8 protein-coding genes are annotated in these 14,952 nt (G+C 62.8%); all 8 read left to right on the forward strand.

The genetic code is table 11. From position 1 onward, the window contains the following. Positions 1–85 precede the first annotated feature (85 nt). Positions 86–739, forward strand: a complete 654-nt coding sequence (locus tag ACTV8E_RS05300; protein WP_273535151.1) for a GNAT family N-acetyltransferase — start codon at positions 86–88, stop codon at positions 737–739. A gap of 60 nt (positions 740–799) precedes the next feature. Then, positions 800–2,521 (forward strand): autotransporter assembly complex protein TamA, encoded by a 1,722-nt coding sequence (locus tag ACTV8E_RS05305; protein WP_443198762.1) that lies wholly within the window; start codon positions 800–802, stop codon positions 2,519–2,521. A 23-nt stretch (positions 2,522–2,544) separates the two neighbouring features. Next, positions 2,545–6,225, forward strand: a complete 3,681-nt coding sequence (locus tag ACTV8E_RS05310) for a translocation/assembly module TamB domain-containing protein (RefSeq protein ID WP_443198975.1) — start codon at positions 2,545–2,547, stop codon at positions 6,223–6,225. Positions 6,226–6,377: 152 nt separating this feature from the next. Continuing rightward, a complete protein-coding gene (gene tpx / locus ACTV8E_RS05315; protein ID WP_251836021.1) occupies positions 6,378–6,875 on the forward strand; it encodes a thiol peroxidase in 498 nt (165 codons plus the stop codon). 67 nt (positions 6,876–6,942) lie between these two features. Beyond that, positions 6,943–7,254, forward strand: a complete 312-nt coding sequence (locus tag ACTV8E_RS05320) for a putative quinol monooxygenase (protein WP_251836020.1) — start codon at positions 6,943–6,945, stop codon at positions 7,252–7,254. A gap of 159 nt (positions 7,255–7,413) precedes the next feature. Continuing rightward, positions 7,414–8,616 carry an MdtA/MuxA family multidrug efflux RND transporter periplasmic adaptor subunit gene (locus ACTV8E_RS05325; RefSeq protein WP_443198763.1) on the forward strand — a complete coding sequence of 401 codons (1,203 nt, stop codon included), beginning with the start codon at positions 7,414–7,416 and terminating at the stop codon, positions 8,614–8,616. Further along, the gene (locus ACTV8E_RS05330; RefSeq protein WP_443198764.1) at positions 8,613–11,708 is read left to right on the forward strand and encodes an MdtB/MuxB family multidrug efflux RND transporter permease subunit; all 3,096 of its coding nucleotides are present in this window, start codon (positions 8,613–8,615) and stop codon (positions 11,706–11,708) included. The genes ACTV8E_RS05325 and ACTV8E_RS05330 overlap by 4 nt, the downstream gene beginning before the upstream one ends. A gap of 115 nt (positions 11,709–11,823) precedes the next feature. Beyond that, on the forward strand, positions 11,824–14,928 hold the full coding sequence (locus ACTV8E_RS05335; protein WP_443198765.1) for an efflux RND transporter permease subunit: 3,105 nt from the start codon (positions 11,824–11,826) through the stop codon (positions 14,926–14,928). The last annotated feature ends 24 nt before the right edge of the window (positions 14,929–14,952 follow it).

A 14,952-nucleotide genomic window follows, 5' to 3' on the forward strand; every position in this document is an offset into this window, starting at 1 on the left:
ATAGACCCTGCCATGGCAGTGTCCATGGCGACCGGCTACCGTCCTTTTGCCGACTACCAACCATAACGACAAGGGGGAGACCTCCATGCCCGGAAGCCAGCCCGCCAGACCTGCCAACGTGTGCGCACTTGACCGCGGCTATGGCCCCGAAGCCAGTTCGCTGCTGTATCACGCCTACCGCGATGATCCCACCTTCAGGTACCTGTTCGAAGCCGATCGTCCCGGTTATGACCATCGGCTGCGCGCGACGATTCGCGAATTGATGCGCAAGCACGTCGGTGAACAGCGTCCTGCGCTGGGGCTGATGCTCGATGATCGCCTGATTGGCGTGGCCTTGATTTCACCGCCCCAACGGCGCCTGGAGGTCACTGAAAGCTGGCCCTGGCGGCTGCGCATGCTGCTCACCGCAGGCTTTCGTTCCACCCGGCGCTACCTGGACTATCACGAGGCGGTCATGGCCTGTGTGCCGTCGGATGCGTTTCACCTGCTGCCGCTGCTCGGCATTCAGCCCAGCCAGCAGGGTCAGCACTACGGCGAGCAAATGCTTGCTGCAGTGCATGACTGGTGTGCCCAGGATGCCCACTCGCGGGGCATTGTGCTGTCTACTAGCAACAACCGTAACCTGGAGTTTTTCCGGGGCCACGGCTATCAGAATATTGGCGAAGTGGCGCTTGGGCCGATTCGTGAACAGGTCTTTTTCCATGCCAGTCCACACGTGCTGTCCAGTTCGCAAGGATGAGCCCCAATGCCCACATTTGGTTAGAGGGGCCCCATAAACCTCGTGTTAGCATGCGCGGCCATGTCGATTCGTAGAAAAGGCTTCGGCGTGCTGCTGTTTCTGCTGGCAGCGCCGATATTTGCCGACCAATTGCGTGTGCGTGTCACGCCGAATAATGCCGCCCTCAAGGAAAACGTCGAAGGCTATATCGGTGAGCTGGAAGACCTGGACCGCGCCGCGCTGCTACAACGCAGCCGCACCGCCGCCGCTCAGGCCCGTCAGGCTGCCGAGGCCCTCGGTTATTACCAGACGCGGATTACGACCGAAGTGAGTGACAGCGCAACACCCAGGCTGACGGTACGCATTGAACGGGGAGAGCCGGTAACCTTGCGCAACGTTACCGTGCGCATCGAGGGGCCGGCTGCGCAACAACGCACCTTTACCTTGCCGGATCTTTCCGAGCTGCGGCCTGGCCAGCAGCTGCACCATGGAAACTATGAAAGCGTCAAAAGCCGCATCGAGAGCCAGGCCGCGCGCTATGGCTATTTTTCCGGCCGCTTCGACCGTCAGCAACTGCAGATCGACCCGGCAGAAGGTTACGCCGACATCGAGCTGATCTACCAGAGCGGCGAGCGTTACCGTTTTGGCGACGTCAGCTTCAGTGGCGATTCGCCCTTCGATGATGAGCTGCTGCGACGCATGGTGCCGTTCGAGCCCGCCACGCCTTACGACAGCGAGCTGATTGCCGAGCTGCACCTGAATTTGCAGTCCAGTGGCTACTTCGAAAGTGTGCGGGTCGACGCCACACCGGCCACGGCGCAGGGCGGCGTGATGCCCATCGATGTGCAATTGACCACGCGCAAACCGCGCACTTTTGGTGTCGGTCTGGGTTACTCCACCGACGTGGGCCCGCGTGGACGCTTCAACTGGACGCGTCACTGGCGCAATCCTCAGGGACACAGCTACGGGGTGGAAACCGAATTGTCTGCCCCACGGCAAAACATCGGCCTGTGGTATGACATGCCCGGCGATAAACCGCTGACCGACAAGTTGCGTCTGGCCGGCGGTTATCAGTATGAAGAATTGGCCGATACTGACAGCCTGAGCCGCTTGCTGACCGTCGGGCCGGAATGGCACAGCCTGCGCCCGAACGGCTGGCAGCGGGTGATTTCGCTGAAGTGGCAACATGAAGAATACCGCCTGGGCGATGACTCAGGAATCAGTACCCTGTTGATGCCGGGCATCGGTTATTCCTACCTGAACAGCGACAATCGGCTCGATCCCAGCCGAGGCTATCGTGTGCAGTTCGAGGTCTCCGCAGCCCAGGAAGGCATTCTTTCAGATGCCAGCCTGGTGCACGGCGAGGCGGGGTTGCGGGGCCTCACCACCTTGGCTGACCGCCATCGCCTGCTCGGACGCGTGCAGCTTGGCGGCAGCTGGACCGACGACTACACCACGGTGCCGCCCTCGCTGCGCTTCTTCGCCGGGGGTGACCAGAGCGTACGCGGCTACGACTACCAGAGCCTGTCGCCCACCAACTCCCAGGGCGATCGCATTGGCGGCCGCTACATGGTCGCTGTCAGCGCCGAGTATCAATATTCACTGACCCCCACCTGGCGCCTGGCGACCTTTGTCGACCAGGGCAATTCATTCAATTCGCTGGAGTTGCCGTCGCTGATGACGGGTGTTGGCTTCGGTATTCGCTGGGTATCCCCGGTCGGACCATTGCGCCTGGACCTGGCCACGCCTTTGGATGGCGAAAAGGGCGTACGCCTGCACTTTTCCATGGGGCCGGAGTTGTGAGGACGGGCGTGAAATGGACCTTGATGGGTCTGCTGGCGGTTATTGCCTTGCTGGTAGTGGCCTTGGCGATACTGCTGGGCAGCGAGGCGGGCAGCCGTTGGCTGATGACGCGAGTGCCGGGCCTGAGCATGCAAGGGTTCGAGGGCCGACTGGCGACCCAGTGGCGCGCCGAACAGCTGACCTGGCAGCAGGGCGAAAGCCGTGTCGAGGTGGTGGCGCCGGGCTTCAACTGGTCGCCACGCTGTTTATTGCGCCTGAGGCTGTGCATCAAGGAGTTGTCGGCCGAAGAGGTTATTCTCGACTTCCCGCCCGGTGAGCCCTCCGAAGACAGCGGCCCGCTGTCGCTGCCGACCCTGCGCCTGCCACTAGCCATACAGGTGACCAACGCGCGCATTGATCGCCTGGTGCTCAATGGCCAGGAGCAGTTGCGCGACCTGCAACTCAACGCCCACTGGACCGCGACCGGGCTGCGCATCGACAGCCTGCGCGTACGACGTGATGAGCTGCAGCTGGTTCTGCAGGGGCAACTCGACCCGCAAGGAAACTGGCCCCTGACGACGTCCGGCACACTAAAGTTGCCCGCGCCGGATGGACGCGACTGGTCGCTGACGCTGCAAGCCCGTGGCGAGCTGCAAAGAAATTTGCAGGTGATCGTCAACAGCACGGGCTATCTGCAAGGGCGGCTCGAAGGCGATGTGCAGCCATTGGTAGAAAATCTTCCAGCCACCCTGCGTTTACGCGCCGACGGTTTCAAAGCGAGCACGGCGTTGCCCGACACCCTGACGCTCGATCGACTCAACCTGCAGGCGGAGGGGGATCTGCAGGCCGGCTACCGCATCAATGGTTCGGCGCGCCTGCCCGCCCGCGAGGCGCCGATGGAGCTGCGCCTTGCCGGCCGGGTAACGGCCCAAGGGGCGACTATCGAGGCACTGCGCCTGGACGCCGGTGAGCAACAGCACGTGCAACTCGAGGGCCAGCTGGACTGGCAGGAAGGATTTGTTGCTGATGCGACACTGGACTGGCAGGCCTTCCCCTGGTTGCGGCTGTATCCCATGGACGAGCCGCCGGTGGACCTGGAGCAGTTGCACGCCCAGGTGCATTACCGCGACGGCAATTACCTGGGCCATTTTGATGCTCAGCTGCAGGGGCCGGCGGGGCCCTTCAGCGTGGCCAGCCCGGTCAGCGGCGACCTGACCCAAGTGCATCTGCCCTCGCTACAGGTACAGGCGGGGCAGGGCCGCGCCGAAGGGCAGTTGAGTCTGGGCTTCGCCGATACCATCAGTTGGAAAACCGCCTTGCAGCTGGAGCAATTCGATCCGTCCTACTGGGTTGCCGAACTGCCGGGGCTGCTGGGCGGCCCGCTGCGCAGCGAAGGTCGCCTGCAAGGAGAAGATCTGCACGCGCACGCGAGCATCCAGCTGCAGGGCCAGCTGCGTGATCAGCCTACGGTGCTGCAGCTCGAGGCCAGCGCAGCGGGGCCTTTCTGGCAGTTGCCACGACTGGATCTGCGCCTGGGCGACAACCGTATCCAGGGGCAGGGCGGACTGAATGAGCAACTGCAAGGCCAGGTGAATATCTCCCTGGGCAAACTCAACCAGCTGTGGCCCGGCTTGCGCGGCAGCGTCAATGGCCGCCTGGACCTGGCCGGTTCGCGCGAGGTGCCGCAGGCCAGACTGGACCTGCAAGGCCAGCAATTGCGTCTGGATGAGCAACGTATCGCCAGCCTGGTCCTCAAGGCGCGCCTCGATCAGGAGCAGCGAGCCCATCTCAATGTGCAGGCGCAGGGGATTCGCTCCGGCGAAACCGAGCTGGGCGAGCTGATCCTGAGCGGCCAGGGAAACCTACAGGAACAGGCCGTGATCCTGCGCCTGGACGGAGAAAACCTACAGGCCGAACTCGACCTGGCCGGCCAGTTGGAAGGTGATTCTGAGCGCGGCTGGCACTGGCAGGGTCAGCTCAGTGAAGCGCTGCTCGCTGCCGCAGGACAGCGCTGGCAACTACAGCAAGCCGCACCGATCGAACGCCTCGCCGATGGCCAGTTGACGGTCGGGGCGCATTGTTGGCGGTCCGGGGCGGCCAGCTTGTGTGGCGAAGAGCAGCGGCTGATGCCGGATCCGCGGATTCGCTACCGTTTGCGTGATTTCCCCCTCGACAGCCTGGCGGCCTGGTTGCCGGACGATTTCCGGTGGGAGGGGCAGTTGAATGCCGAGGTTGCATTGGACCTGCCGGCCCGCGGCCCGAATGGGCGGATTCTGGTCGATGCCGGGCAGGGTACCCTGCGCTTGCGCGACCCTGAACGCGAACAGGACAAATGGGTGGAGTTTCCCTATCGCCAGTTGCGCCTGGACAGCCAATTGAAGCCTGAACAGGTCGACGTGAACCTGCGTTTCGATGGCAGCCAGCTGGGTGAGCTGACGTTGCAGGCGCGTATTGACCCGCGCCAGGAGATCAAACCCCTGAGCGGTGATTTCTCCCTGCGCGGGCTGAATCTGGCTGTGGCGCGCCCCTTCGTGCCGCAGGTGGCGCGCCTGGAAGGACAGATTAACGGCAGTGGCCGCCTCGCCGGCAGCCTGCAAGCGCCGCTGGTTGAAGGCGCAGTGCGCTTGTCCGACGGCCATGTGTCCGGCGGCGAGCTCCCCATGGCCATTGAAGACTTGCAGGTGCAGGCGCGCATTGCTGGCCAGCAGATGAGCCTGAACGGCAACTGGCGCAGCGGCAGCCAAGGGCAGGGCCGTATCGGCGGCAGCATTGCGTGGCAGCCAACCCTGCAAGTGGATGTGAGTATTCAGGGCAGCCGCTTACCTGTGGTAATCGCCCCCTACGCCGAGCTGGAAGTGGCGCCTGACCTGCGTATTGCCATGACGGATGAGGCGTTGTCCTTGAGCGGCAGGGTGGAGGTGCCCAGAGGCGCCATCACCATCCGCGAATTGCCGCCTTCGACCGTGAAATTGTCTTCGGATGCGGTGATCGTCGGCGAGGAAGCACCGGAGCAGAAGGCAGCATTACCCCTGCGCATGGATATCGACGTCGTGGTTGGCCAGGAAGAACTAAGCTTTTCGGGTTTTGGGTTAACCGCAGAGGTGGCCGGTGGCATTCATATCGGCGACAACCTCGACACTCGTGGCGAGCTCAGTTTGAACCGAGGCCGTTACCGCGCCTATGGTCAGCGCCTGACCATTCGCCGGGCACGCTTGTTGTTTGTGGGTCCCATCGATCAGCCTTTCCTGGATGTCGAAGCCATTCGCCGGGTTGATGACGTGATTGCCGGGTTGAGAATCAGCGGCAGCGCCGCTGCGCCGCGCACGCAGATTTTTTCCGAGCCGGCCATGAGCCAGGAGCAGGCCCTGTCTTATTTGGTTCTCGGGCGACCGCTGGGGGGTGGTGACGACGACACGGGAGACAGCGCCTTGCTTGCTCAGGCAGCTCTGGGGCTGGGATTGGCTGGCAGTGCGGGCATCACCGGCAATATCGCGCGCCAACTGGGGATCAGGGATTTCCTGCTGGAAACTGAAGGTAGCGGTGGCAGCACCAGCGTGGTGGCCAGCGGGCGGATTTCCGATCGCCTGAGCCTGAGCTACGGGGTAGGCGTGTTCGAGCCAGTCAATACCCTGGCGCTGCGCTACCGCTTGAGCCGCCGGGTGTTTTTGGAAGCAGCCAGCGGGCTGGCCAGCTCGCTGGATATCTTCTATCGAAGGGATTTCTGATCCAGGCGGCCAACAATACTCCGGCTCGGCTTCGATCATCCGTGCGGTTACTGCTGTGGAGACCGAATGCGGCTGTTAAGCTCGTCGTCCGGATGTCTACCGGACCTGCTTAAATAGCAGGTCAGCAATTCCCATCAAGAAGGATATATCCAATGACTCAAGTGACCATGCGTGGCAATCCCATCGAAGTTTCCGGCAACCTCCCGCAGGCTGGCCAGCAGGCGCCGGCGTTCACCCTGGTGGGCCAGGATCTTGCCGACGTCACCCTCGCCAGCTTTGCCGGCAAGCGCAAAGTGCTGAATATCTTCCCGAGCGTTGACACGCCGACCTGCGCCACCAGTGTGCGCAAATTCAACGTTGAAGCCGGCAAGTTGAGCAATACAGTCGTGCTGTGCATCTCCGCCGACCTGCCGTTTGCCCAGAAGCGCTTCTGCGCCGCCGAAGGCCTGGACAATGTGGTCAACCTGTCGACCATGCGTGGCCGCGAGTTCCTGGAAACCTACGGCGTCGCCATTGCCGAAGGTCCGATGACCGGTCTGGCCGCCCGTGCGGTGGTGGTTCTGGACGAGCAGGACAAGGTCCTGCACAGCGAACTGGTCAGCGAAATCGGCCAGGAGCCCAATTACACGTCTGCCCTGGCTGCGCTGTAAGTGCCTGCGGCCTGCGGAGTCTTCCGCAGGCCGCTTTTCGCTTTCACCGCACACCGAGGATTGCAAAATGTCGCAGACCGCGTTGTTTATCAGGCACAAGACCCGTCCCGGCAAGCGTGATGAGGTACGGGCTGTATGGATGAAACACATGGCTCCCGCCATTGCAGCCAACGCCGGGCATACTGACTATTTCTACTGCTTCGATGATGCCGATCCGAACTCGATCTGTGCCTTCCAGTGCTATGCCTCGCCGGAAGCAGCAGAGGCGTTTCTGGCTCATCCCAACTATGCCGTTTACCTCGAAGCCGTCGAGCCGCTGCTGGCGGGCGCTCCCGAGGTGAGCCGGCTGACTCCGATGTGGATCAAAGAGCCTGGCTAGCCACTGCGTTCGGAAAGCCAGCGCGACCCGCACCTATTCACCCCAGTAGCAAAATCACGGCGACCCTTTAGCTGTTAGGGGTAAAGGAGCGGTAAATCTCCTTTGCTTGTCTGCCGCTTGTCCTTATCGTGCTGACTCCTTTGTTGATGATTGCCCGTCATGTCCGAGTCGAGTCTGTCTTCCTCTTCACGTTCTTTCCGCCGTTGGTGGTGGGTGCTGGCCCTTGTGGTGGCCGCCGCGCTGGTCTGGTGGTTGTGGCCGAGCAGTGGCAGCAAGGCGCCTGCCGGTCCGGGCGGCCGCTTCGGTTTCAACGGTCCGGTGCCGGTGCGGGTGGCCGAGGTCAGCCGTGGCGATTTTCCTGTCGAGCTCAAGGCGCTGGGCACTGTTACTGCTTACAACACCGCCAATGTGCGTGCCCGCGTCGGGGGTGAACTGGTCAAGGTGTTGTTTGAGGAAGGCCAGAAGGTAGAGGCCGGCGACCTGCTGGCGGTGATCGATCCACGCCCTTACCAGACTGCGCTGCGTCTCGCAGAAGGGCAGTTGCAGCAGACTCGCGCGCAATTGAAAAACGCTGAAATCGATCTGTCCCGCTATCAGGGACTGTATGCCGAAGACTCCATTGCCAAGCAGACCCTGGATACCCAGCAGGCACTGGTGGCCCAGTATCAGGGGCAGATCAAGGCCAATCAGGCGGCGGTGGAAGAGGCACGCCTGAATCTGCAATTCACCGAAATCCGCGCACCCATTCCCGGGCGTCTCGGCCTGCGCCAGGTCGATATCGGCAACTTGCTGGCCAGTAATGACAGCACCGTGCTGGTGAGCATTACCCAGACCCAACCTATTGCGGTGAGTTTCACCTTGCCGGAGGGCGACGTGCCGCAAGTGCTTGAACAATTGCGCAACGGCCGCGAGCTGCAGGTGGAAGCCTGGGATCGCAGCGAGCGCAACCTTCTGACCGAGGGGCAGTTGCACAGTCTGGACAACCAGATCGACACCGCTACCGGCACCCTGCGCCTCAAGGCACGGTTCGAAAATGCCGATCAGCGTCTGTTCCCCAATCAGTTCGTCAATGTCCGCCTGCGCGTCAGCACCCGCGAGCAGGCCTTGCTGATTCCTTCCGCCGCCTTGCAGTACGGCTCGCGCGGCACCTTCGTGTATGTGGTGGGCGAGGGCGACAAGGTACAACTGCGCGATGTGCGAGTCGGACTCAGCGACGGCGCAACCACGCTGGTGGAAAGTGGCGTCGAGCCCGGTGAGCGCCTGGTGCTGGAAGGCACCGACCGCCTGCGCAACGGTTCGGTGGTGGAGGTGATTTCCGACACCCCGGCCCAGGTAACCCATTCCGCAGCACCCAACGCATGAACATCTCGCGGTCCTTCATTCTTCGTCCGGTCGCCACCACGCTGATCATGGTGGCGATCTTCCTCAGCGGGGTGATCGCTTACCGGCTGTTGCCGGTTTCGGCCTTGCCCGAGGTGGATTACCCGACCATCCGCGTCATGACGTTGTATCCGGGCGCCAGCCCCGAGGTGATGACCAGTGCGGTGACCGCCCCGCTGGAGCGCCAGTTCGGGCAGATGCCGGGCCTTTCGCAGATGTCCTCGACCAGTTCCGGTGGCGCCTCGGTGATTACCCTGCGCTTCACGCTGGAGGTGAACCTGGACGTCGCCGAACAGGAGGTCCAGGCGGCGATCAACGCGGCCAGCAACCTGCTGCCCAACGATCTGCCGGCCCCGCCGGTGTACAACAAGGTCAACCCGGCGGATACCCCAGTAATGACGCTGGCGATCAGCTCTCCCAGCATGCCGCTGCCCCAGGTCAATGATCTGGTGGACACGCGCATGGCGCAAAAACTGGCGCAGATCAGCGGCGTCGGCCTGGTCAGCCTGGCCGGCGGGCAGCGCCCGGCGGTGCGTATCCGGGTCAATCCCGAGGCGCTGGCCGCTTACGGCCTGAACCTCTCCGATGTGCGTGCGCTGATCACCAGTTCCAACGTCAACCAGCCCAAGGGCAACTTCGACGGCCCGACGCGGGTGTCCCAATTGGATGCCAACGACCAGCTCAAATCCGTCGAGGAATACCAGCAACTGATCCTCACGTATCAGAATGGCGCCGCCTTGCGCCTCAAGGATGTGGCGACCATTCACGACGGTGCCGAGAACGAGCGCCTGGCTGCCTGGGCCAACCAGAACGCCGCGGTGTTGGTGAACATCCAACGTCAGCCGGGCGCCAACGTCATCGAGGTGGTCGATCGGATTCAGGAGCTGCTGCCGCAAATTACCGCCAGCCTGCCGGCCAATCTCGACGTCATGGTGCTTACCGACCGTACCCAGACCATCCGCGCGGCGGTCAAGGACGTGCAGTTCGAGCTGATGCTTGCCGTCGCGCTGGTGGTGCTGGTGACCTTCCTGTTCCTGCGCAAACTGTCGGCCACGGTGATCCCGTCAATTGCCGTGCCGCTGTCGCTGATCGGCACCTTCGGCTTCATGTACCTGGCCGGTTTCTCGATCAACAACCTGACGCTGATGGCCCTGACCGTGGCTGCCGGCTTCGTGGTCGACGACGCCATCGTTATGCTGGAGAACATCGCCCGTCACCTGGAGGAGGGCGAGACGCCGTTACAGGCGGCACTCAAGGGTGCCAAGCAAATCGGCTTTACGCTGATCTCGCTGACCTTCTCGTTGATCGCCGTGCTGATTCCGCTGCTGTTCATGGCCGATGTGGTCGGCCGGTTGTTCCGGGAATTCGCCATCACCCTGGCGGTGGCCATCCTAATTTCCCTGGTGGTGTCGCTGACCCTGACGCCAATGATGTGCGCCTTGTTTCTCAAGCATGAACGCGAGGAAGAGCAAAGCCGCTTCTACCGTGCCAGCGGCGCCTGGATCGATGGGCTGATTGCCCGTTACGACGTTGGCCTGCAGTGGGTTCTGCGTCACCAGCCGCTGACCCTGCTGATCGCCATCGCCACTCTGGGGCTGACCGTGCTGCTGTATGTGATTGTGCCCAAGGGTTTTTTCCCGGTGCAGGACACTGGTGTGATTCAGGGCATTTCCGAGGCGCCGCAAAGCATTTCGTTCCGCGCCATGAGCGAGCGCCAGCAGCGCCTGTCGGCGGTGATCCTTGAGGACCCAGCGGTGGCCAGCCTGTCTTCTTACATCGGTGTCGACGGTGATAACGCCACCTTGAACAGCGGTCGCCTGCTGATCAATCTCAAACCCCATGCCGAGCGCGACGTCACCGCCAGCCAGGTGATCGACCGCTTGCGCTCGGGTCTGGCGCAGATCCCGGGCATCGAGCTGTACCTGCAACCGGTACAGGACCTGACCATTGAAGATCGGGTCAGCCGCACGCAGTTCCAGTTCACCCTGGAGTCACCGGAAGACGAGCTGCTGCGGCAATGGACGCCCCGATTGGTGGAGGCGCTGAGTCAGCAGCCGGAGCTGCGCGACGTGGCCAGCGATCTCCAGAACCGTGGCCTGCAGGTGTACCTCAACATCGACCGTGATGCTGCCGCACGCCTCGGAGTGAGCGTCACTGACATCGACAACGCGCTCTATGACGCTTTCGGTCAGCGGCAGATCTCGACCATCTATACCCAGGCCAGCCAGTACCGCGTGGTGCTGGAAACCCAGGCCGCCGATCGTCTCGGTCCGGCAGCGCTACGTCAGGTACATGTGGCCACTGCTGCGGGAGGGCAGGTGCCATTGTCCTCCCTAGCGAGCATCGAGGAGCGCGCCACGCCGCTGTTGGTCAACCATATCGGCCAATTCCCGGCGGTGACTCTGTCCTTCAACCTGGCGCCGGGCGTATCGCTGGGCGAAGCGGTGGACGTCATCGAGCGGATCGAGCAGGAGATTGGCCTGCCCGGTGGCATCGTCAGCCAGTTCCAGGGCGCGGCTGAAGCGTTTCGCGCTTCGCTATCGAGTACCTTGCTGCTGATTATCGCCGCCGTGGCAACCATGTACATCGTGCTCGGCGTACTCTACGAGAGCTATATCCACCCGATCACCATTCTGTCCACGCTGCCTTCCGCTGCGGTCGGCGCCTTACTGGCCTTGCTGCTCTCGGGCAACGACCTGAGCCTGATTGCCATCATCGGCATCATCCTGCTGATTGGTATCGTCAAGAAAAACGCCATCATGATGATCGACTTCGCCCTGGAAGCCGAACGCCATCAGGGCATGGACCCGCAGGCGGCTATCCATCAGGCCGCCTTGCTGCGCTTCCGGCCGATCCTGATGACTACCTTGGCGGCCTTGTTTGGCGCTGTGCCGCTGATGCTGGCCACGGGTTCCGGTGCCGAATTACGTCAGCCTCTGGGCCTGGTTCTGGTCGGCGGCCTGTTACTCAGCCAGGTGCTCACATTGTTCACCACGCCGGTGATCTACCTGTACTTCGACCGCCTCAGCCGCCGATTCATGGGGCGCAGTGCGGCAGGGGTGGCGGTGGTATGAACTGCAAGCTTCAAGCTTCAAGCGGCAAGCTAGGGGCGAACGCCGGATTGTCGCGCGCCTGCACCTCGGTGCTTTTGTCTTGCGGCTTGCCGCTTGCCGCTTGTGGCTGCCGCTCATGAATTTGTCAGCGCCCTTCATCGTCCGCCCGGTTGCCACGCTGTTGCTCAGTGTGGCGATCCTGTTGGTCGGTGCGTTGAGCTTCGGGTTGTTGCCGGTCTCGCCGCTGCCGCAGATGGATTTTCCGGCGATCACTGTGCAGGCCAACCTGCCCGGCGCCAGTCCGCAGATCATGGCCGCCACCGTGGCCACGCCGCTGGAACGCTCGCTGGGCGGCATCGCCGGGATCAGCGAGATGACCAGCCGCAGCAGCCAGGGCAACACGCGCATCACGATCCTTTTCGATCTGGACCGCGACATCGACGCTGCCGCCCGCGAGGTGCAGGCTGCCATCAACGCGGCGCGCAACCAGCTGCCCAGCGGCATGCGCAGCATGCCCACCTACCGCAAGATCAATCCGTCCCAGGCGCCGATCATGGTGCTGTCGCTGACCTCCAATATGCTTGGCAAGGGCGAGCTCTACGATGTCGCTTCATCGATCATCGGTCAGAAGTTGTCCCAGGTGGCCGGCGTGGGCGAGGTGCAGGTGGGCGGCAGCTCGCTGCCTGCGGTGCGCGTCGAATTGCAGCCACGCCTGCTCGACCAGTACGGCGTAGCCCTGGACGAAGTGCGCCAGACCATCAGTGCCGCCAATGCCCAGCGACCCAAGGGTGCGGTTTCGGATGATGACCGGCACTGGCAGATTCAAGCCAACGATCAGCTCGACAAGGCCGCCGACTACCGCTCGCTGGTGATTCGTTATCAGGACGGCGCCGCCTTGCGGCTGGGCGATGTGGCTCGGGTCAGCGATGGGGTGGAGGATCGCTACAACAGCGGCTTCTACAACGACCAGGAGGCGGTGCTGGTGGTGGTCAATCGCCAGGCCGGCGCCAACATCCTGGAAACCATCGGCGCGATCAACGGGTTGCTGCCGGCGTTGCGCGAGGTCATACCCGCCAGCGTGGAGCTGGAGGTTGCCATGGAGCGCTCCTCGGTGATCCGCGCCACCCTGCACGAAGCCGAACGCACGCTGCTGATTGCCGTGGCGCTGGTGATTTTGGTGGTGTTCGCGTTTCTGGGCCGTTGGCGGGCGGCGCTGATTCCGGCGCTGGCGGTGCCGGTGTCGCTGGTCGGCAGTTTCGCCGCCATGTACCTGCTGGGTTTCTCGCTGAACAACCTGTCGCTAATGGCGTTGATCGTCGCGACAGGACTGGTGGTGGACGATGCTATCGTGGTGCTTGAGAATATTTCTCGGCATATCGAGAACGGCGAAAAGCCTCTGACGGCAGCACTCAAGGGTGCGCAGGAGGTGGGTTTCACGCTGCTGGCGATGAACGCTTCGCTAGTGGCGGTCTTCCTGTCCATCCTCTTCATGGGTGGCATCGTTGAGCGACTGTTCCGCGAGTTCTCGATTACTCTGGCCGTGGCTATCCTGATTTCCCTGGTGGTGTCGCTGAGCCTGACGCCGATGCTCTGCGCGCGCTGGCTGAAACCCGCCAAAGCGAACGAGCCCGGCGCTTTGGCGCGCTGTGGCCAACGGCTGCAGGCACGGGTACTGAGTGGTTACGCGCGAAGCCTGGATTGGGCGCTGGCCCATGCCCGACTGATGCTGGTTGGTTTGCTGGCGACCATTGCGTTGAACGTTTACCTGTACATCGACGTGCCCAAGACCTTCATGCCGCAGCAGGACACCGGCCAACTGGTCGGCTTTATCCGTGGCGATGATGGCCTGTCGTTCCAGGTCATGCAGCCGAAGATGGAACGCTACCGCCAGGCACTGCTGACCGATCCGGCGGTGGAAAGCGTGGCCGGCTTCATCGGCGGCAGTGGCGGGATCAATAACGCGTTCATGATCGTGCGCCTCAAGCCCATTGCCGAACGGCGCATCGGCGCCCAGCAGGTGGTCGATCGGCTGCGTAACAGCCTGCCGAAGATTCCCGGCGGGCGGATCTTCCTGATGGTCGATCAGGACCTGCAATTCGGCGGCCGTCAGGGCCGCGCCACAGACAACGAATACACCCTGCTGGCTGGCGATCTGGACGATCTGCGCACCTGGCTGCCCAGGGTGCGCGACGCATTGCGGGCGCTGCCGCAGCTCACCGACATCGACGCCAGCGAAGGCGAGGGTGCCCAGCAGATCAGCCTGGTGATCGACCGCGAAATCGCCAAGCGCCTCGGCGTGGACATGGCGATGATCACCGGGGTGCTCAATAACGCCTTCAGCCAGCGGCAGATTTCCACCATCTACGACAGCCTCAACCAGTACAGCGTGGTGATGGAGATCGACCCGCGTTATGCCCAGTACCCCGAGGCGCTGGATCAGGTCCAGCTGATTGCTGCCGAGGGCGCACGGGTCCCGCTGTCCATGCTGGCCCGCTGGGAACGCAGCCTGGAAGAGGACCGGGTGCACCACCGCGGGCAGTTTGCCGCGGAAAGCATCGGCTACTCCATCGCGCCGGGCTACAGCGCCGATGAAGCCAACCTGGCGATTCAACAAGCGGTGGCGCGGGTTGGCCTGCCAACCGAGGTGCAAGGCCTGCTGGGTGGTACGGCCGGCGCCATGCAGCAGACCCAGGAGGCTCAGCCGCTGATGATTCTTGGCGCGCTGCTGGTGGTGTATATCGTGCTCGGCGTGCTCTACGAGAGCTATATCCATCCGCTGACCATCCTGTCAACGCTGCCCTCGGCCGGTGTTGGTGCCTTGCTGGCCATCCAGTTGACGGGCGGGCAGTTCAGCCTTATCTCGCTGCTCGGATTGTTCCTCTTGATTGGCGTGGTCAAGAAAAACGCCATTTTGATGATCGATCTGGCGTTGGAGCTGGAGCGCACGGAAGGCCTGAGTCCCGAGGACTCGATCCGCCGCGCCTGCCTGCAGCGTTTTCGCCCCATCCTGATGACTACACTGGCCGCGATCCTCGGCGCCTTGCCGCTGCTGCTGGGCATGGCCGAAGGCGCGGAAATGCGCCAGCCACTGGGCCTGGCCATTGTTGGCGGTCTGTTGCTCAGCCAAGTGCTGACCTTGTACAGCACGCCGGTGGTTTATCTGTTCTTTGATCACCTGCGCCACCGCTTCAACCGTCGGCGCGGTGCGCGCAGTGATGCGGCACTGGAGCGGCTGTTATGAAACTTTCCTTTCGCCAAGCCCCTA

This window comes from Pseudomonas sp. B392_1p, from assembly GCF_052245235.1.
Lineage (GTDB): Bacteria > Pseudomonadota > Gammaproteobacteria > Pseudomonadales > Pseudomonadaceae > Serpens > Serpens gallinarum.

Bases quoted from the DNA above. Each gene is read 5' to 3' on its own strand.
- ACTV8E_RS05300 (WP_273535151.1), top strand. From the start codon at position 86: ATGCCCGGAAGCCAGCCCGCCAGACCTGCCAACGTGTGCGCACTTGAC.
- ACTV8E_RS05305 (WP_443198762.1), top strand. From the start codon at position 800: ATGTCGATTCGTAGAAAAGGCTTCGGCGTGCTGCTGTTTCTGCTGGCA.
- ACTV8E_RS05310 (WP_443198975.1), top strand. From the start codon at position 2,545: ATGGGTCTGCTGGCGGTTATTGCCTTGCTGGTAGTGGCCTTGGCGATA.
- tpx (WP_251836021.1), top strand. From the start codon at position 6,378: ATGACTCAAGTGACCATGCGTGGCAATCCCATCGAAGTTTCCGGCAAC.
- ACTV8E_RS05320 (WP_251836020.1), top strand. From the start codon at position 6,943: ATGTCGCAGACCGCGTTGTTTATCAGGCACAAGACCCGTCCCGGCAAG.
- ACTV8E_RS05325 (WP_443198763.1), top strand. From the start codon at position 7,414: ATGTCCGAGTCGAGTCTGTCTTCCTCTTCACGTTCTTTCCGCCGTTGG.
- ACTV8E_RS05330 (WP_443198764.1), top strand. From the start codon at position 8,613: ATGAACATCTCGCGGTCCTTCATTCTTCGTCCGGTCGCCACCACGCTG.
- ACTV8E_RS05335 (WP_443198765.1), top strand. From the start codon at position 11,824: ATGAATTTGTCAGCGCCCTTCATCGTCCGCCCGGTTGCCACGCTGTTG.